The sequence below is a fragment of the Dyadobacter sp. HNCC25DJ187 genome (genome assembly GCF_056895255.1).
Genome location: NZ_JBXHAT010000001.1, coordinates 642124 through 663600, shown reverse-complemented (window position 1 = coordinate 663600; position 21477 = coordinate 642124). Strand labels below are relative to the sequence as shown.

At 41.0% G+C, this 21477-nt stretch carries 11 protein-coding genes; 8 read left to right on the top strand and 3 right to left on the bottom strand.

Annotated features, from left to right (window positions below; translation table 11 throughout):
* Positions 1-289: 289 nt before the first annotated feature.
* The 5 genes from AC1XUE_RS02690 (at position 290) to AC1XUE_RS02670 (ending at position 10121) form a co-directional block, all read left to right on the top strand.
* On the top strand, positions 290-3493 hold the full coding sequence (locus AC1XUE_RS02690) for a SusC/RagA family TonB-linked outer membrane protein (protein ID WP_483354387.1): 3204 nt from the start codon (positions 290-292) through the stop codon (positions 3491-3493).
* A 37-nt stretch (positions 3494-3530) separates the two neighbouring features.
* Positions 3531-5039: a RagB/SusD family nutrient uptake outer membrane protein gene (locus AC1XUE_RS02685; RefSeq protein WP_483354386.1), complete on the top strand. Its 1509-nt coding sequence runs from the start codon at positions 3531-3533 to the stop codon at positions 5037-5039.
* 276 nt (positions 5040-5315) lie between these two features.
* On the top strand, positions 5316-8021 hold the full coding sequence (locus AC1XUE_RS02680) for a c-type cytochrome (RefSeq protein ID WP_483354385.1): 2706 nt from the start codon (positions 5316-5318) through the stop codon (positions 8019-8021).
* Positions 8022-8324: 303 nt separating this feature from the next.
* Positions 8325-9218, top strand: coding sequence for a hydroxypyruvate isomerase family protein (locus AC1XUE_RS02675; protein ID WP_483354384.1), 894 nt, complete (start codon positions 8325-8327; stop codon positions 9216-9218).
* Positions 9219-9230: 12 nt separating this feature from the next.
* Positions 9231-10121: a hydroxypyruvate isomerase family protein gene (locus AC1XUE_RS02670; RefSeq protein ID WP_483354383.1), complete on the top strand. Its 891-nt coding sequence runs from the start codon at positions 9231-9233 to the stop codon at positions 10119-10121.
* A gap of 919 nt (positions 10122-11040) precedes the next feature.
* On the opposite strand, the gene AC1XUE_RS02665 is transcribed toward AC1XUE_RS02670, so the two are convergent.
* Positions 11041-12495 (bottom strand): tetratricopeptide repeat protein, encoded by a 1455-nt coding sequence (locus AC1XUE_RS02665; RefSeq protein WP_483354382.1) that lies wholly within the window; start codon positions 12493-12495, stop codon positions 11041-11043.
* Positions 12496-12571: 76 nt separating this feature from the next.
* Positions 12572-15196, bottom strand: coding sequence for a DNA gyrase subunit A (gyrA, locus tag AC1XUE_RS02660; protein WP_483354381.1), 2625 nt, complete (start codon positions 15194-15196; stop codon positions 12572-12574).
* Between the two features lie 282 nt (positions 15197-15478).
* Between gyrA and AC1XUE_RS02655 the strand changes: the two genes are divergently transcribed.
* From AC1XUE_RS02655 to AC1XUE_RS02645, 3 genes are read left to right on the top strand one after another with little or no spacing between them, the layout of a single operon-like run.
* Positions 15479-16783 carry a gluconate:H+ symporter gene (locus AC1XUE_RS02655; RefSeq protein WP_483354380.1) on the top strand — a complete coding sequence of 435 codons (1305 nt, stop codon included), beginning with the start codon at positions 15479-15481 and terminating at the stop codon, positions 16781-16783.
* Positions 16784-16824: 41 nt separating this feature from the next.
* On the top strand, positions 16825-17292 hold the full coding sequence (locus AC1XUE_RS02650; protein ID WP_483354379.1) for a RidA family protein: 468 nt from the start codon (positions 16825-16827) through the stop codon (positions 17290-17292).
* Positions 17293-17340: 48 nt separating this feature from the next.
* Positions 17341-18450, top strand: a complete 1110-nt coding sequence (locus AC1XUE_RS02645; protein WP_483354378.1) for a D-TA family PLP-dependent enzyme — start codon at positions 17341-17343, stop codon at positions 18448-18450.
* A 589-nt stretch (positions 18451-19039) separates the two neighbouring features.
* Here AC1XUE_RS02645 and AC1XUE_RS02640 read toward each other — a convergent pair.
* Positions 19040-21277 (bottom strand): bifunctional alpha,alpha-trehalose-phosphate synthase (UDP-forming)/trehalose-phosphatase, encoded by a 2238-nt coding sequence (locus AC1XUE_RS02640; RefSeq protein WP_483354377.1) that lies wholly within the window; start codon positions 21275-21277, stop codon positions 19040-19042.
* Positions 21278-21477 lie beyond the last annotated feature (200 nt).

Genomic DNA, 21477 nt, shown 5'->3' with positions numbered 1-21477 from the left:
AGTCTCAGTCAATAATAGCGCTACTATTGCGAATAATACTATTTGAAATAGGTATTGTTATATTAATAGATACAAGGTATACGTCCTGATGTGCATACGTTTCAGTTTTTCCAGTTTTCAGGCAGGACCTAAACTAAACAGATGGTCTGTGCTTTGGCTATATAGAACATTCTTCAGTACGACATTTCCACGTCCCACCAAAACCTAAGCCTATGTAACATTTACCATGAAAAGTAAAGATCCTCAAGACAACTGAAACAAATTTTAATTTTCTAAACCTATCAATTTTATGATTCAATCTGGACTATTCGATGAAAGTACAGGAAGAAAGGACAGGGGGAGATTGCTCTGGCTTACATGTATGGCCACGCTTGCCCTTTGTTCTTATGCCGAAAGTAAGCCATTGTTAACCAAAGCTCGCTACTCAAGAGAAATCAGCGTAGTCAACAAGACTGTTACCGGTAAGGTTACCGACGAAAACGGTGAATCTCTGCCAGGTGCCAGTGTGCTGTTGAAGGGCACCAATACAGGAACAGTTTCTGATACAGACGGGAATTTTTCGCTCAGTGTACCAGATGCAGGTGGAACATTGGTAATATCTTCCGTGGGTTATTTGTCCAAAGAGGTTGTTATAGGCAATAATGCTACAATAAATATTCAGCTGGATGCTGATTCAAAGGCACTTACAGAGGTTGTGGTGGTTGGATATGGTAGTCAGCTAAAAAAGGAAATCACGGGGTCAGTGCAAACTGTGAAGAGTGAAGAGTTGAAAGACATTCCTGTATCGCAGGTTACTCAAAAGTTACAAGGAAGACTGGCCGGTGTCCAGATTAACCAGACAACCGGCAAGCCAGGGCAGGGGATGTCGGTGCGTATTCGTGGTCAGGTATCCGTATCTGCAGGTAGCGACCCTCTTTATGTGATTGATGGTTTTCCTATAACCGGTAATATAGGAGCGATGAATCCGGATGAGATTGAAGATATTTCGATTCTTAAAGATGCGGCTTCAACTTCGCTGTATGGATCGAGAGCTGCTAACGGGGTGGTACTTATCACCACGAAGAAACCAAAGGCAGGTCAAACAAATGTGAGTTTGAATGCATTCTATGGAACGCAGAATGTTCCTCAAAAGGGCCGGGTGAAAATGTTGAATGCTGTGGAGTTTGCTCAGTTTAAGAAGGAATACTATGAAGATGAAAACAGAACTGTTCCCGAAGAGTTCAGAGACCCTTCTATTTACGAGGGAAAAAACAACGACTGGTATGATGCAGTGCTTCGCAGGGCTCCGATCCAGAGTTACAATATTACAGTAACTTCAAGTAAAGAGAATATGCGAACATCGCTGGTAGGAGGGATTTTCAACCAGGAAGGTGTAGTTAGAAACAACACCTATAAGCGCTATTCACTCAGGATGAATACCGATTATGATCTTTCTAAAAGAATTAAGGTGGGATTCAACATAGCTCCTCAGTATGTTTATGATAATACACCAAGAACGGATGGAGACCGTGGAACAGGTATTTTGTTCAATGCGCTCCATACGTGGCCTGTCATGCCTATCCGGGATGCAAACGGGGAATTGACGAAATTCAATCGTTTTCCGGAGAGCACAGGTAATATCTATGCTTATCCGAACTGGGTGAGAGCAGCTGATGAGCTTACTAATGAGAATAAGAACGTCAAAATATTGGGTAATACCTACTTACAAGTTAATCCTTTGCCTGGTCTTAACATCAGAACGACCCTGAACATTGAATTTGAGAATAATAGATTTTTCTTCTTCAATCCGTCAACGGCGACCAGTGCTATCAACGTTCCTATTCCAACAACAGCGGTATCTATTCGTCAGGCTCTTACCAATACCGGCTGGTTGAATGAAAATACAGCTACTTACCAGAAAAGATTTGGTGAGCACAATTTCGAATTGCTGGCAGGTTTTACTCAGCAAGGTTATCGACAGGAATTTGAGCGTATACAAACAGACACTTACGCGGATGATCGCCTTCCAACAATTCAGGGTGCAGTAAATGTGAACCGTCCCGGATCTTTCAATGGTGTGAGTGAATGGAAGCTTACTTCTTACCTGTCACGTCTTTCATATAATTTTAAAGGAAAATATCTGTTCACAGCCGCATTGAGAACTGATGGTTCGTCCAGATTTGGGAATGACAAACTATGGGGAACTTTTCCTTCCGCATCAGCAGGTTGGGTGATGTCTGATGAGAATTTTCTTAATACTTCGAGACACATATCATTTGCGAAAATTCGTGGTAGTATCGGGGTGATTGGAAATAATAACATTGGTAATTATACCCAGTATGCCCGCGTAAGCAATACGCTTAATGCTGTATTTGGAGAGACGGTTTCTACTGGTGCAGGTGTGGTATCCTTAGCTAACCGGAACCTGAGTTGGGAAACAACAAGACAAATGGATTTGGGTCTTGATCTTGGTTTGCTCAACGACCGGATTCAGTTGGTGTATGATTTCTATACAAAACGTACAACCAATCTGTTATATGCAGTGCAAGTACCTCAGGAATCTGGATTTGCTAACTATTTTGATAACATCGGAGAAATTAAACTTTGGGGACATGAGATTGCACTGACTACCAGAAATCTGGAAGGAAAGCTGAAATGGACAACGAATGCCAACATCGCTTTTAACAGAAACAAGGTATTGGCCCTGGCTCCCGGCATCGACAGAGTATATGGTACATTCCACATCACGCAGGTTGGTCAGCCATTCGGTATGTTCTATGGTTTGCAAAAAGAAGGTTTTTACATGAGTCAGGAGGAGCTGAGAACTTCTCCAGTCATTCCGGGACGTTCGGCTATTGGCACTGTGAAATTTAAAGATGTGAACGGTGACGGCGTCATTACGAATGGTGGAGATAATGATGACCGCACAATCATCGGTAACCCATTCCCGAAATTCACTTATGGTATAGTAAATAACCTGAGTTATGGCAAATGGGACCTGTCGATTGTAGGTTCAGGATCTCATGGCAATGATTTATGGGTAAGACACTTATATAGCACAGCTAACCTGGATGGCGTATTTAATATGGTAGCCGGAGTAAAAGATCGTTTCCGTGTAAAGAATGTGACAGATGCGAATGGCAAAGGAACCGCCACGACAATAATCACCCCAGGTAATGGTATGTTTGGAGCGACCAATAATGGCGGAAATTTCACTGGTATTGAGCGTGACTGGAATAGTTCTCATTTCGTAGCAAAAGCCTCTTACTTCACTATTAAGAATATTACGCTGGGCTATAACGTTGGAAAAATTAACAAGGTATTCAAATCGGCACGGATCTATGGTTCTGTTCAGCAAGCATGGGTTTTCACAAATTATACCGGCGGACCTAACCCTGAAACAAGTGCGCAGGCGGATGGAAATGGTGATGGTGGTAACCTGAGTCAGGGTGTTGATTTCTCAAACTATCCGGTTCCACGTACCTGGACATTGGGTGTAAATCTCAACTTCTAAAACCAGGCCGTTTATCATTTATAAAATCAGATCAGATATGAAAATAAAATATATAGGAGCCTGCATGTTAGCATTGAGTTTGGCAGGTTGTAACGAGGGTTTCCTTAGTGTTCTTCCTGAAACAGAACTTACTACAGAAACATTTTTCAGAACGCAGGCTGACTTTCAGCAGGGAGTTAACGCTATTTATGCGCCACTTCGTCAGATGTTTAACGAGCGTGCTTGGGTATTGGAAGAAATGCATTCCGATAATACATATTATGCAAGGAATACGTTGTTCGGAGCAGTAGATGCTACCGAAAATGTCGCTGACTTCGCCGTTCCAACGGCAAATGGTACTACGCCTAATGACAACGTATTGGTTCAATATCGCCTGAACTATCTGATTATTGCCAGGGCTAATCAGGTATTAACCACAATTGATGCTGCTGATTTTGATGCTGAAATAAAGAAAAACCTGAAGGGGGAAGCCCTATTTTTGCGTGCTTTTGCTTACTTCGATTTAGTTAGGTTATTTGGTAAAGTACCCATGCACCTAACTCCTGTGACAGGAAGGGAAGATGCAGCTCAACCTTTGGCATCTACTGAGGATATTTATGCTCAGATTGAACTTGACGCTAAACTAGCCAGCACGTTATTACTGAATAAAGCAAAGCAGCAAGCTGGTAGAGCCACATCCGGGGCAGCTAAAACGCTATTGGCTAATCTGTATTTAACCCAAAAGAAATGGGCTGATGTAGAAAAGCTTACGAGGGAAGTCATCACCAATGATGGCTACAGTCTTATGCCGGACTATAATAATGCATTCTCATTTACAAGTTCCAATAAGAATAATCAAGAGTCTGTTTTTGAAATACAGTATATGGAAGGTGCTGCCGGATTTAACGGCAACCAGATTTATCGCTTCATACCGGCACCCATTAAGGCAGAAGAGTTAAAGCCTATTGTGGGAACAGGCAATACGCAGGGGGTTTCGCAGGAAAGTAATAATATTCCAACTCCTGATTTGATACAAGCGTATGAAGCAGGAGACAAGCGTAAGGATATTTCGATTGGTTATGTAACACTAAGTGGTAGTCTTGCTACAAACAAAACTTATCCATACATAAAAAAATATGCAAGAACACATGCTTTGCACAATAATACTGGTCAGAACTGGCCCGTTTATCGTTATTCCGAAGTATTATTGTTTTTAGCAGAATCGCTGAACGAGCAAGGTAAACCTGCCGATGCAGCAACCTATATCAATCAGGTAAGAACCAGAGCAGGTTTGCCCGCTACTACCGCTACCAGTCAGACAGCGATGCGGGAAGCTATATTCAAGGAAAGACGTGTTGAACTTGCTTTTGAAAACAAACGGTGGTTCGATCTGACCAGAACCGGTCGTGTGAAGGAAATTATAGGTGCGTATGGTGCAAAGGTTAAAGCTAATCCGGCAGCATACTATTTCCCTCCGGGAGCTGTTCCACCAAGTAATGCTTTCACCGTTTTGGATGACTATTACGGATTGCCAGCTGTTGAAGCAGCACTGACACCGCATTTCTAGAATTAATTAAAGATTCTGATTATGTTAATTAACCAGAGAGTTATAGAGCAATCACAAGCCCTGGCTCTCTGGTTAATTTTGTTAGAATACACTTAGAAACTACAAAGTACAGACACAACAGGATAGTGGCCTGACATATTACTCCTATAATTGCACTCGATAGACTATTCCAAGTTTTATTTTGCTTTATCCGAGAATGATTACGATAAAGTGCATTTCTAGGTTACATCATAACTACAAAATCTATATTGAATTACTTAAACTCTGAATTGTAAAATGTACACAAAGAAAAAATGGTTAAAACTATCAACCACGCTGGCAGTTATTGTGGCCGTTGGAGTTGGTAGTGGCGTGCTGGTGAGTAACCGGTCCGCAAAACACCGGCCTCCGGGGTCGTCAAAGGTTGATAAAATTAAACTTCCCGAAGGCTTTAAGGCTGAGCATTTATATAGCCCTTCAGAGGAGAAAAATGGATCCTGGGTTTCGATGGCATTTGATGATAAAGGCAGAATGATCACCTCTGATCAGTACGGAGGACTTTTCCGTCTCGTGCTTCCGGCAATCGGCTCTACAGATAAACCTCAGGTAGAAGCGTTGCGTGTGGAAGGAGATACAGCTAAGGTAGCTATGGGATTTGCTCACGGTCTGTTGTATGCATTCAATAGTTTGTATGTGATGATCAATAACAGGGAAAATCCAAAATTCCCTAAAGGTAGTGGATTGTACCGTTTACAGGATACTGACAATAATGATCAGTATGATAAAATTACATTAATAAAACCACTGGTAGGTGAAGGTGAGCATGGGCCGCACAGCATTGTGCTTTCACCGGACAAAAAATCGCTTTACGTTGTAGCGGGTAACTTCACGGATCTGCCTAAAATGGATATCTACCGGTTGTTACCTAACTGGAAAAACGATAACCTCTTTCCCTTTATCAAAGACCCTCGCGGACATGCCGGTGACAGACATGCGCCAGGCGGCTGGATAGCTAAAACTGATCCCGAGGGAAAAAGCTGGGAGCTGGTAAGTGCAGGTTACCGCAATGCATATGATATTGCTTTCAATGAAGCAGGGGATCTGTTCATATATGATTCAGATATGGAGTGGGATTTTGGTACACCCTGGTATCGTCCGACACGTGTCTGTCATGCAACGAGTGGTGGTGATTATGGATGGAGAACGGGATCTGCTAATACGTCCCCTTCGTTTGCTGATTTCCTTTCACCCGTGATGAATATTGGTCAGGGGTCTCCAACCAATCTTATTTACCTGGACAAAGCGAGATTTCCTGCGAAATATAAAAATACACTACTGGCATTTGACTGGAGCTTTGGAATTGTGCATGGATTGCATCTCAAGCCACAAGGTTCTACCTACACGGCCGATCACCAGGAATTTTTATCTGGTGCACCGCTGCCTTTAACGGATGGAGCAATTGGCCCGGACGGAGCCTTGTATTTTTTAACCGGAGGGCGTCGTCTGGAATCTGACCTTTATCGTGTGTATTACGAAGACTATAAGAACATTCCAGCAGGTGCCAATACGGTAACCCCGGTACTTACGAGTGAGCATAAACAGCGTACTGAACTGGAAAAATTCCATGTGAAAAAAGACCCCAAGGCAGTTGAGACAGCATGGCCGTACCTGAAAAGTTCTGACCGTTTCCTACGTTTTGCTGCTCGTTTAGCAATTGAACATCAACCTGTTGCGGACTGGCAAAATAAAGTGTATGCAGAGAAAGATCCGCAGACATTGATCTATTCATCTATAGCACTGGCGCGTAATGGTGACTCAACGAAAGTAGGAGGGCCGATCCTGAGTGGACTGTCAAAAATAGACTATGCCAAACTGGATGATCTGCAAAAACAAGCGTTACTGCGCGCTGTAGAAGTGACTCTGTATCGTACTGGTCAGCCTGATGCGGCGACAAAGCAGGCTTTGATTGCCTACCTGAATCCCAAATTTCCGTCTCCGAATGCGTTGCAAAATCGATTTCTTAGCAAAATTTTGATCACACTTGAAGCGCCGAAGGCGGTAGAAAAGACGATTTCTCTCATCGAAAAAAATGAAAAATTTGATGATAAAGACAATGAAATGGTGACCGCTTCTGCTGATCTTATTTTAAGAAATCCGCAATATGGACTGGATTTAGCTGGTTTATTAGAAAAAATGCCTCCTCAACAGCAGATGTATTATGCCATGATGCTGAGCAGTGCCAAAACCGGATGGACGCCGCAGCTAAGAGAGCAATACTTTAAATGGTATCACAAAGCATTCAGTTATCAGGGAGGACGTAGCTATATTGGCTTTATCGACAAAGCCCGACAGCTTGCATTGAAAAATGTTCCGAAGGATAAAGTTGAATACTATAATAAATTGTCTGGTGCTGAGCTACTTTCTGGCACTGGAAATGATCTTGCTAAATTGTATACTCCGAAAGGGCCTGGCCGCAGCTGGAAACTGAAAGATGCTGTGGTGGCTGTACAGGATAGCTTGGCAAATAGTGATTTTGAAAGAGGGAAGATGATTTACTCAGCAGTTCTTTGTAACCGTTGTCATAGTATCCAGGGTGAAGGTGCTGATGTGGGACCTGATTTGACACAATTGGGTACTCGCTTCTCTGCAAAGGACATGTTGGAGGCAATCATCGAACCTGATAAAACAATCTCCGATCAATTCGGCTCGATCTCCTATACGCTAAAAAATGGAGAATCCGTTGTGGGTCGTCAGTTGAACGAAGATGCCAATTTCTATTACATTGCGCAAAATCCTTTCGACTCCAAGACGGTGAGGAAACTAAGCAAAAAAGAAGTAGCCTCAAGTAAATTGTCTACTGTTTCAGTGATGCTTCCAGGACTAATAAATGGTTTAAATCCTGGTGAACTTAGAGATCTTGTTGCATATCTCATGTCTGGTGGAAATAAGAATAATCCTATTTACTCTGAAAAGGCCGGAGCAGAAAAGAAAGCTGGAAAATGATAATTATAGAGTAGAATTACAATAAATCTTCTTGTTAAAGTGGTGCCGTAAAATTGACATATAGTCACTAACGGCACCACTTTTGTTTGGTTTTGAAATTTTTTGAGCTAAGAAAGTTTTAATATTTTGCGCTTTTTAGGTCAAATCTTTATAGATTCGATGATCAAAATTTAAGTGTTTATGTTACACTTTATTGATTTTTAAGTATTTGACTTGCAGTATTTTACATATTTTCGAATAGGCAAGGGTAGGGATTTCCGGGATTTATTGAACCGCATTATTAACTAAAAAGTATAAAAAAAAATGACCTTGGGTTCCAGTAGAAGGGAAGTAATAAAAAGTATGGTGGCTGGAGCAATTGCTCTTCCGCCTTTGACAATGAGCGCTGTCTTTGCAAAAAATAATGAGGTACTTGGCGAAAAGTTAAATGGAAAAATTAATCACTCAGTATGCAGATGGTGCTACAGTAAAATTCCATTGGAGACCCTTGCGCAGGAAGCAAAAAAAATTGGCATCACTTCGATTGAATTGTGTGGACCAGAAGAGTGGCCTGTTTTGAAGAAGAATGGATTAACTTGTGCTTTGCCTTGGGGAGAAGGAGCTACGAGAAGTTTGGATAAAGGGTTTTGCGATCCGGCCAACCATGAAGCATTGATAAGAGATTTTACAGACGTAATTCCAAAAGTTCAGGCAGCCGGATATGACAAGATTATCTGTTTTTCAGGAAACCGACGCGGCATGAGCGATATTGATGGGATGAGAAATTCTGCAACTGGGATTAGAAAATTGATACCCCTTGCAGAGAAACATAATGTCACTTTGGTAATGGAATTGCTAAATAGCAAAGTGGATCACAGGGATTACATGTGTGATCATACTTCTTGGGGAGCCGCCTTATGCGAAATGGTAGGTTCTAAAAAATTTAAATTGCTATATGACATTTATCATATGCAGATCATGGAGGGCGATGTAATCGCCACAATCAAAAAATACAATAAATATATTGCTCACTATCATACAGGAGGTGTTCCGGGTAGAAAGGAAATTGATGAAACGCAGGAAATTTATTATCCGGCTGTCATGAAAGCCATTGTTGAGACTGGATACACAGGGTACGTAGGGCAGGAGTTTGTTCCAAGTCGCGGTAATGATATTGCATCACTAAGCCAGGCAATTAAGATTTGTGACATTCTTTAAATTGAAAAAAATATGAAATCTAACTTTTCCAGGAGGCAATTGATCAAAGGAATAGCAGTTGCATCCGGAGCGGCAGTAATACCACAGTCTTTAACCGCAGCCATTACAAAAGCTGAAACCATTCTGGGCCCGGAGCTTAAGGGCAAAATAAACCATTCAGTATGTAAATGGTGTTATGGAAAAATTCCACTAGAAACTTTTGCGCAAGAGTGCAAGAAAATGGGAATTAAGTCTATTGAACTTCTGGGACCTGAAGAATGGCCAATTTTGAAAAAGCACGGTTTGACCTGCGCTTTACCAAATGGAGCAGGAATGGGAATTGAAAAAGGATTTAACGATTTGGCTCTTCACGATGAACTGGTAAAAAGTTACGAAGAATTATTTCCTAAGCTGCAGGCTGCAGGCTATACAACCGTTATTTGTTTTTCTGGTAATAGACGGGGAATGTCAGATGTAGACGGAATGAGAAATTGTGCAATTGGTCTGCGACGTCTGATGCCCGCTGCTGAAAAATACAATATTACTATGATCATGGAATTACTCAATAGTAAAGTCAATCACCGTGATTATATGTGTGACAGAACTGAATGGGGAGCAGGTCTTTGCGAGATGATTGGTTCAGAAAAATTCAAATTGCTTTATGACATCTATCATATGCAAATCATGGAAGGCGATGTGATAGCTACCATAAAAAAGTATCATAAGTATATCGGTCATTATCATACTGGCGGAGTTCCTGGTAGAAACGAAATCGATGAAACTCAGGAGTTATATTATCCTGCAATTATGAAAGCAATAGTGGAGACAGGATACAAAGGCTTTGTGGCTCAGGAGTTTATCCCAAAAAGAGCTGATCAAATAGCTTCGTTAAAGCAGGGTATAGAGATTTGCGATGTAGCTTAAACAGCGTCAGAGATAAGCATTCGCTCGTAAAATTCATTTTATGAGCGAATTTTTTTGTCAATGTATTGTTAATTAACTATTTAATTATCAGCATATTATATCGTATATTTTGCGATACGACCTATCTTAGAATCGAATGAAAATCAAAGTCTGCATACTAGGTCGCTGTGATAAAATGTAAGCGGCTAAAGGTTCATATTATGTTAAATAGAATTGATCGTCTCTGAAGTTAGGCCAGCCATAAATTGACAGGATACTACCAGTATGATAATTCTTGATATGCTTTTGACGACATTCTAAATTTTGAAAAGAAAATATCTGAATGCTGATAGATTATGTCAGTTTACAAATTAATGGATTTTGAGTTTTTCCTATCTTTCCATCTAACCAGTCCAATCTCTAGTTCATTAGCAATAGTTAGTTTGATTATTGGGCTTGGTCATGTTTCAAATAATTAAAGCTCGTTTGCGGATTTCGTCTTATTTGTGGCATTTAACTGCTTTATACATTTAGGAGAAATACTTTGTTTAGCTTTAGCGAGGCAGCAGTTCTAAATTCTTAGTGTCAATGCTACACAGTTCTATCAGATTTCCAATTGCAGTGGTGATACTCTACTAATTCATCATATGGTAAAAGACCCAGCCCTGCATGGCTATGAATTTTTTGAAACACTCTAATTAGCTCAAAAGCCATTGATCAGAATCTAAGCCAGATCGACAAAGATGGATCAGTTAAACTTAAAATTTAAATTTTTTTGTAAAAATAGCTAACGTGCTCATTTTTATTGACTTATACGGCAATTAAACCTACATTAAGTCACTATAATTTGTTGTATAATTTATATTATGTTAAATAGAACGGTATTTGTAAGAAAGGGGGATTACTAATTATCCCCCTTTCTTATTGTTTCTGCAGTTTTTTACTCTACACAAGTAATACCTTTTCCTGCAAACTGCTCAAGTACGCTATTCACAGTAGCAAGATTTTCTTTTGCTTCTGATTCATCCTTTGCAGCTACTGCTTTTTCAAAAAACGGCTTAGCTTTCTGGAATTTTCCACATACACGACCTTCAACCTCTTTACCTTTTTGCTGATACTCAGTCATATTCATGTTATCAACTTCGCCTTTCAACTGTACAGCTTCATTGAAATAGAAAACGCCAAGGTTGTAAAGCGCATCATAGTTAGTCGCTTCCAGTTCGAGAACCTTCTTGTAACTTTCTATAGCTTTTGATGATGCATTTGCTTGTTTGGTCTTCAAGTCGGCCAGCTCTTTTTCCAAACCAGTCTTATCTGTGTTAGCTGATGCTTCGGCAGCTGTTTTCGCTTCGGCTTCCAAGGTAGCTATAGCAGCGGTCGCTTCTTTCTTTTTGTTAGTAACGTCAGCCAGCTGGCGTTTCAAATCTGCATTTTTGGGTTGCTTTTTGATCAGCGCTGAAATACGTTTGATCTCACCATCAAATACTTCGATCTTTCCTTTCTCGGCTTCTAAATTTTTAGCTGCATTTGCTGCCTTGTTTGAGCCTGTGCCTAGCTTACCGTTAATTTCCTTAATTTTTTGCGTAGCCCTTGTATTTGTGTTATCATACAAAATGGCAAGGTTAACCAAATTCTGAACATTGCTTGGATCAGATGTAGTCAACGCAGTTAGTTCCGCAATTGCCTGATCTTCCTTGCCGGATGCCAGCAAAATATTAACAATCTCGGATTTAAGATCTTTATTACCTGGCGACTTTTCCAAACCCTTATTCAACGTTTCGATTGCTTTGTCGAAGTCGTTATCTGCACGATACAGCTGTGCCAAGCCATAGAATACGCTTGGGTCTTTACCTCCATTATTGATGTAAGTCGCAAACTGAGTTTTTGCATCATCTTTTTTCTCAAGCTGTTGGGCTGCAATACCTCCGTAAAGTGCGGCTGTTGTATCCTTCTTGTTCACCTCTTGAGCTAACTGGAACATTTCCAGAGCGCCATTCAGGTTTTTATTCTGGTATTTTTCAGCACCCTGCTTAACGAAAGCATTAAAAAGTGAGGTACCCTCTTCCCCATTCAAAGCTTTGGTAGCTTCCTTTGAAGATTTACCAGGCTCTCCTTTTTTGGTCAAATCGAGTTCTACAACTTTCTTGTACGCATCAAGTGCGGTTTTTGCAGCGCTTGAATCAACTTCCGATCCTGACATTGCTATATTTTCATATAACTTCGCTCTCTCCATCCAAAAACTTGCTTTAGCACTTGCTTTGGGATCTGATGCGTCCTTATCACTTTTATCTTTGTCCTTACGAAATTGATCTACCATCGCCTTGTTCACTGCATCCTGCGAAAAGGCAGTAAAGCTGGCAAGAGTGAGTGCAGAAACAAAAAACATTTTTTTCATAGATATCCTTACTTTTATTGTGATTGATAATTCGAAATGCTAAATATAGGGTATAAAACTGCAAATTCTACAAAAATCATACCTCATCATCGGTGTCCACCTCCTCTGACTGGTCTTCAGCCTCTTCATCATCATCGATAACTTCTTCTGACTCAACATCGGTTAATTCCTGATCGTCCACAGGGATAATGTCCGGTGATGTCGTAATAATTGGATTACCATTTTCATCAAACTCTTCAACCTGCTTCTCGTCCGGGTCTTTTAGAATTCGTGTGACTGACGTTATCTCATCACTGTTATTCAAACGGATCAGTTTCACACCTTGCGTGTTTCTTCCAGCCAGACGAATATCCAGAACACTCATCCTGATAGCAATACCATTTCTGGTGATGATCATCAGGTCGTCCTGTTCAGTGACTTCGCGAATAGCTACCAGCTTACCAACTTTGTCTGTCGCATTCATGGTCGAAACCCCTTTGCCACCGCGTTTGGTTACCCTGTAAGTATCTATATTTGAACGCTTTCCAAAACCATTTTCAGAAACAACCAGTAACTGAGCATCTTCGCGACTGATACAAACCATGCCGATTACCTTATTACCTGCATCGGTCAGATTAATACCACGCACACCGGCAGCAGTTCTTCCCATTGGTCTAACCCCTGTCTCATTGAATCGTACGGCGCGGCCTGCACTGGAAGCAATTACAATGTCATTGTCGCCGTTGGTCAATGCAACATTGAGCAACCTGTCACCCTCATTAATTGAGATAGCAATGATACCATTGGTACGCGGACGAGAATAGGCTTCAAGCAATGTTTTCTTGATTGTTCCCTGTTCAGTACACATAATGAGGTAGTTATTTTTGATATAATCCTCATTAGTCAACGTCTTGACGTTAATTACTGAACGTATCGAATCCCCATTCTCCAGGCTGATCAAATTCTGAATCGGACGGCCTTTCGAAGTTTTGCTTCCTTCCGGAACTTCGTAAACCTTCATCCAGAAAAGTTTCCCGTACTCTGTAAATATAAGTAGGTAATTGAGCATGGTTGCTGAGAACAAGTGTTCTGTAAAATCAGAATCTTTTGTTTTCACGCCACGGGATCCAACTCCACCCCTTGTTTGCGTACGATATTCTGCAAGCGGAGTACGCTTAATGTATCCTTCATGAGAAATAGTGATCAACATTTCATCATCAGGAATCATGTCTTCATCACTAAATTCTTCAGCGGCAAACTCAATTGCGGTGCGACGGCCATCACCGTAGCGGTCCTTAATTTCGTTAAGTTCAGCTTTAATAATCTCAAACTTACGCCATTCATTTGCAAGAATATCTTTCAAATCTGTGATGAGAGCCATTATTTCCTCGTACTCTTTTACGATTTTCTCTCTCTCAAGACCTGTCAAACGCTGCAGACGAAGTTCAAGAATTGCTTTTGCCTGAATTTCGCTTAGGCCAAATTGTCCTATCAGACCATTTTTTGCAGTTTCCGGGTCACGGGCACTTCTGATCAGATTGATCACCGCATCCAGATTATCCAATGCAATCAGCAATCCTTGTAGAATATGGGCTCGTTTTTCTGCTTCACGAAGCTCATACTCAGTTCTACGTGTAATAACCACTACACGGTGCTCTACATAATGCTTGATCAGGTCTTTTAAATTCAGGAGAACAGGACGTCCCTTTACAAGAGCAACGTTGTTAACACCGAATGAAGATTGAAGCGGAGTATATTTGTAAAGGTGATTCAGCACAATATTAGGAATCGCATCTTTTTTCAAATCGAAAACAATACGCATTCCATCTCTATCCGACTCATCACGGATGTCCGAGATACCGTCTAATTTTTTGTCATTAATAAGACCTGCAATTCTTTCGATCATTGCAGCCTTATTGGTCATATAAGGAATTTCGGTTATGATAATCTGTTCCTTACCCGTTTTAGAAACTTCGAAATTAGCTTTTGAACGAATAATGATACTACCACGTCCCGTTTCGAAAGCCGATCTTACACCTTGATAACCATATATCATACCACCAGTCGGAAAATCCGGCGCTTTTACGTACTCCATCAATTCCGGTATGGTAATTTCGGTATTCTCGACATACGCCAAAACACCATCAATTACCTCCGATAGATTGTGAGGAGCCATGTTTGTAGCCATACCTACTGCAATACCCGAAGATCCGTTTACAAGCAGGTTGGGAAATTTGGCAGGTAATACGGAAGGCTCAGACAGAGAATCATCAAAGTTGGGTTGAAAGTCAACAGTGTCTTTACCCAGATCGTTTAGTAATTCATCAGCCAGTCTTTTAAGACGTGCTTCTGTATAACGCATCGCAGCTGGATTATCACCATCCACCGATCCAAAGTTCCCTTGCCCGTCAACAAGCGGGTAGCGCAACGACCACGGTTGGGCCATACGCACCATCGTGTTATACACCGATGAGTCACCATGTGGGTGATACTTTCCTAATACTTCACCAACTATACGTGCAGATTTTTTATGGGCTCTGTTATAGTTAACACCCAAATCAGACATACCATACAATACGCGGCGGTGTACAGGTTTTAAACCATCTCTTACATCCGGAAGAGCACGTGAGATAATAACGGACATCGAATAATCGATATACGCACCACGCATTTCTTCCTCAATATTGATGGGAATAATGTTTTCACCAGGAGATTCTGCCATAGATAATTAGAAAAGAATCAGAATTTATGTGAGAAGTTAAAATTATACCAACTCTCACGTGATTAATCCAAAATTGTTAGTTATAAGGATACAAATTTCGTCATTTTTAAGCACTTGGACAAACTATTTGAAGGCTATTCCGGTTGCCGATGTCATATTGCGATGATACACCGCATTTTACATTTATTCATATCGTTAAAAAAAGTAAAACGTCTTGTAATCATTAAATTTGGGTCAGTATATTCTTATAGTATCAAGTTCACGTTTCAAACCTATCGATAAATGCCTTTACTACTTACTTTTCTTGCCATCATTCTTCTCGTTCTGCTTATTGCCTGGCTAAAAATTGACACCTTCATTTCGTTTCTTTTGATATCTATTGGTCTCGGGCTTGCCAGTGGATTGGACGTAGCCACGATTGGAAAGGCCATTCAGAAAGGAGTTGGCGGTACATTAGGAGATCTGGTATTGATTGTGGGGTTCGGCGCGATGCTAGGTAAAATGGTAGCGGACAGCGGTGCAGCTCAGCGAATAACCGATGCACTAATAGGTATTTTTGGTACTAAAAACATTCAATGGGGAATGGCATTGGCTGGTTTTGTGATTGGAATTCCCCTGTTTTATAATGCGGGTTTTGTAATTGTGATTCCGCTTATATTTATGATCAGTGCTACTGCAAAACTACCGCTTCTGTATATAGGAGTTCCTATGTTGTCAGCACTTTCCGTTGCACATGGCTATTTGCCCCCTCACCCATCCCCTGCTGCCATTGCCAGTCAATTGAATGCTGATTTAGGAAAAACGTTATTATACGGTTTGATAGTTTCAGTTCCTGCTATTGCTATTGCCGGTCCTATGTTTGGCAAGACACTCAAAAGATTCCAGCCGAAACCGGATGAAGATCTTTTTAATGTAAAGCCGCGTCCCTCCAATGAGTTACCTGGTTTAGGTATCAGTATTATAACAGCCCTGCTTCCTGTGTTCCTGCTAACAAGCATGTCTGCTTTGAAGAGTGTAATGCCAGGCAACACCTTGGTTGCGCTTCTTGCTGAGCCTTATTTTGGAATGTTGCTATCAGTTCTGTTTGCCGCCTATTCTCTAGGACTGGTACGTGGAATGAATATGAAGGCGATTACAAAATCTATGGAAGAAGCCTTCAAGGGGGTATCCGTAATTTTGCTGATCATAGCTGGTGCTGGTGTTTTCAAAGAAATTATGACCGTGGGTGGTGTAAGTAATTATATCGCTGAAAGTCTTAAATACGTCGACGTTTCACCGCTGCTTTTGAGCTGGGGAATAGCGGCGATTATCAGGGTTTGTGTGGGATCCGCAACAGTGGCCGGCCTTACAACAGTGGGGATTCTGTCTCCTTTATTGGTTCATTCCACTGTATCACCGGAATTATTGGTTTTGGCCATAGGTTCAGGAAGTTTGATGTTTTCTCACGTAAATGATGGAGGGTTCTGGCTTTTTAAGGAGTATTTCAATCTGAGTATTAAAGACACGCTACTTACTTGGTCGGTAATGGAAACCATTGTTTCGATCATGGGACTATTGGGTGTTCTCATTTTAAATTTGTTTATTTAAGACTTTACAATTATTGCAATAGTATCAACGAAAATTAGCTTATGAGTGCAGAATCAAATTTTGAAAAACTTGGCCTTTCTCTTCCACCAGCACCAAAGCCACTTGGAGTTTACAAACCATACCTGATTGTTGATGACCGCTGGCTATATGTATCCGGACATGGTACGGTTCAGGATGATGGCTCTCTGATCATAGGTCGAATAGGAGAAGATATGGACATCGAAGCAGGTAAGAAAGCAGCTGAACAAGTTGGCCTCACTATATTGTCAACTTTGAAAGCGAACATTGGGAGTCTAAACCGAATCAAACGGGTAGTGAAGATTTTGGGTATGGTAAACTGTACTGCCGATTTTGAGAAACATCCTTATATCATTAACGGATGCAGTGAATTGTTCGCTAAGATTTGGGGTGAAGAAAATGGTATCGGGGTTCGTAGTGCCGTGGGAATGGGTTCGTTGCCCGACAATATTCCTGTAGAAATAGAAGCTATGTTTGAACTCGAGGTTTAACAACCCGTTATCAGCAGATTAATCTTTCACTTTACTCCTATTCATTATATGTGGTATAACATTGACCACACAGAAAATATTTTATCGCCCTCGCTCCTGTTCTATAAGGAAAGAATCGAATCTAATATTGATCATATGATCAGTATTGCAGGTGGTACATCAAGGTTGATTCCACACGTCAAGACACATAAATGTGGTGATGTTGTGAAATTGCAATTGGCAAAAGGAATAACCAAATTCAAATGCGCAACTATTGCAGAGGCGGAAATGCTTGCCCAAGCTGGAGCTAAATGGATTTTGCTGGCTTATCAGTTGATTGGTCCAAATCAGGAGCGGCTGGTAGCGCTTACTAAAGCCTACAGTGATGTTCAGTTTTTTTGTCTGGTTGACAATGAATATACTGCTCAATCTCTGAATGATGTTGCGGAAGAAAACCATCTTCAATTGGGAGTGTTCATCGATGTAAACAATGGTATGAACCGAACAGGACATATCACTGATGAAGCCTTGCCTGACCTTCTGGGTATACTTCAGAGGTTCAAAAATCTGCATGTAGCCGGAGTTCATGTTTACGATGGACATATCGGAGATTCTGATTTTGCTGAACGTAAGCTCAACGTGGATTCGGCCTTCGATACGGTCCGTAAATTGCTGGATACATTCGATTCACAAGTTAGTGAACAACCTATTGTAATTGCCGGAGGCTCTCCCTCTTTTACAGTTCATGCGCAAAGAGCGTACGTATTCCTGAGTCCAGGAACGAATGTACTTTGGGACTGGGGTTATGAAATGAAGCTTCCTGAACAATCTTTTGATCATGCTGCGCTACTGCTCACAAGAGTAATATCAAAACCTAAACCCGGTATCATTACCATCGACTTAGGGCACAAGGCTGTTGCGGCTGAAAATCCGATTGAAAGGAGATTTAAAATTCTGAATCTTGATAATTACACTGTACTAAGTCAGAGCGAGGAGCATGGCGTCATCGAAGTGGATGTCAATCAATGGAAAGATATCAAAGTTGGTGCTATTTATTACGCCTTGCCGTACCATATTTGCCCTACTGTCGCGCTTCATGACTATGCAACTGTAATAGAAAACAATATAGCGACTACTGAATGGAAAATTTCTGCGAGAAGCAGAAGAATCCATATCTGAGTTTTATGTTTTTCATTATGGCCAGCCTCCTTACAGAATCATTATACCTGAATGACCATAGGCTGCAGCCAGTCATGTCGTATCAAAGTAATGGTAATTCGTTTGATTTATCTGTAAAATAACATTGGCTTAATGCATTTGTGTGAAAAGCTTCGCAATTTTCGGACATTCCGATGCGAAGCTTTTTTATTTTGATATCCGTAGTAATATCGATCTATTTTATTTGGAATTATTATAAATAAAGCGCATCTTTGAATACCCTATCCAGTACAAATTTTACAGTTACATGAATGAGCGCAATATATAAAATTTCATATCGAACAAAGCTGAAAAACAGTCGTTCCTTTCAGCGGTTACATGACTGCCTTACACGACTCAATGTAAAACATTGGGCTTATGATTTTCAGGATTTCATTCTCACTTTGACATCTGATCTATCCGATTTTAGAAAAATCCAGGCCGTATTGCGGTCAAGCGGCTATGATTGTCAATTTGTCAAATTGGAAAACTTAGCAGAATCCCGTTGATGGTATAATTGTTAATGAAATGCTATAAAACGGGGATCACGATTGCGTGATCCCCGTTTTATCTATTCAGGAAGGCTGGAAACCATAAAACTCAGAAAGTGGAACACTTCCTCCTGACTACGAATATGATTTCGAGCAGCAGACAGATCATCACCAACCTTAATGGTATATGAGGTTTCGGGTAATGCTTCAAACATATCTTCATCCGTGGTATCATCTCCGATAGCCAAAATAAAGTCATAATCACCAACTTCAACAAAACTTCTCGCTGCGGTACCTTTATTAAAAGCGGTTTTCTTAACTTCTACAACTTTGTTACCATCAATGATCTGAAGATTCAGCTCGGGTTGGATAAAGTTTTTCAGCTGCCAGGATAATTCCTGAGCCCGTCGTGACGCATATTCCTTATCGTCAGCGGTACGGTAATGCCAAGCCAGAGACGTCTCTTTTTCTTCGACAAACGCGCCGGGGCATCTTTTAGCATACATATTCAGTATCGGCTTGATACTATCTTTCCAGTTCTCTTCATAACTCTCATTGAGTGTCCATTCATCACTACCCTTTGTTTTAATCAGCGCACCATGTTCTGCAATGATGTGTACCGGCAAGCCTTTAAAATGTATATCAAGGAATCTTCTGTCACGTCCACTTATGATGACTACCGTATCCCTTTTGGCGATGTCAAGAAGTAATTTCCTGATATCCTCGGAAATAATGGCCTGAGCCGGATCCGGAACGATGGGTGCCAGAGTACCGTCATAATCGAAGAACAATATCCTTTTGGAAGTAGCATCATATGCCTTGCGGATATTATCAATTCCTTTATTGGTTAGGAAAACCTGTTTTAATCGTTCGTGTTCTTGTTCTAACATAAGCATTTGGGTAAAAAAGTCATTGGTCCATGCAAATACATCGTAGTCATGAATCCTTTCACGCATGGCTCTCATGCGCTTCTGCTGTTCTGTCGGCTCCATCAACAGCGCCTCATTGATGGCATCTGCTATGCCTTGGTTATCCAGCGGGTTAATGATAAGCGCCTCACCCAGTTCTTCCGCCGCTCCGGCCATCTCACTGAGTATCAGTACGCCCTGTTCATCTTTTCGACTAGCGACATATTCTTTACAAACCAGGTTCATGCCATCGCGGACAGGCGTGATAAGTGCAATGTCACTTGCTGTGTACATGCCAACCAATTCATGGTAGTTCATGGAGCGGTATTGATAAATGATCGGTTGCCAGTATATGTTACCAAAGCTCGCATTAATAGCACCAACCGTCTGATCAATTTCCATTTTCATGTTTTGGTATTGTTCAATCGTATCCCTTGAAGGAACAACCACCATCACAAAACACACTCTCTCATGCCACTCAGGATGATTTTCCAGGAATCGCATAAAACCCTGTAATCGATGTAAAATGCCTTTTGAATAGTCGAGGCGATCCACCGAGAATATAATCTTCTCTTTAAGCGACTCCCTTGCCTCCTGACGGGCAGAAACTACTTCCTGAGTGTCGTAGGCATTATTAAATTGTCCAAAGTCAATGCTGATTGGAAAAGAATCGACCTTGACGATCCTATTGCTCATATTGATGTAATGCAGCTTGTTTCCATAGCCTGAGACAAGCCTTGCCGCTTTAAGGAAGTACTCAACGTAATCGTTGGTATGAAAGCCAACCACGTCTGCACCCAAAATGCCGTCAATTATGGACTTACGCCAGTTAACGGGAAGCATTCTGAAGAGTTCGTAGGATGGAAACGGTATATGGAAGAAAAATCCAATTTTATTAAGTGGATGTTGCTGTCGGATCATATCAGGTAGTAACATGAGCTGGTAATCCTGAACCCATACCACATCACCTGGTTGAATGATTTCATTAACCTTATCGAAAAAAAGCTTGTTTGCAATTTGATAAGCGTCAAAGTAGGCATCGTCGAAACGGGCCAAAGAAGGGAAATAATGGCATAAAGGCCATATCAGATTGTTGCAGAACCCCTCATAGTAATTTTCATTGATGTCCTCTGATATAAACACCGGATGTGCTTGAAATGACTCATTGGCCATGGATTGTCCTTCCAGTTCTTCAGGTGTATTCTCGCTAAAGCCAATCCACTGAATCTTTTCTTTCGCACTGAAAATTGAATCCTCCTGTTCGCTTACCAGAGACAATACAGCCGAAACCAATCCTCCGGAATTCTGAACAAGCTTGGATTGATCTTCTTCCTGAACTATTTTAAAAGGTAATCGATAGGCAACAATGATTAATCTTCCCGAATTGTTTGAATTATTGTAATCTTTCATAATGTTCAAAGCGCTAGCCTAAGCTGACACGTTTGATTAGAAATAGGATGAATGGCCCGAAAAGCAAACTGGGCCGTAATTAGAATTTATTAAAGCAAAGAACGCTTTGGATCTACAACAGCACAAATCATGCCATGACTATACGTGGCACTTTCAACTGACTTAGATGAAGAAAATTATTGAATGTACCTGAATGGTAC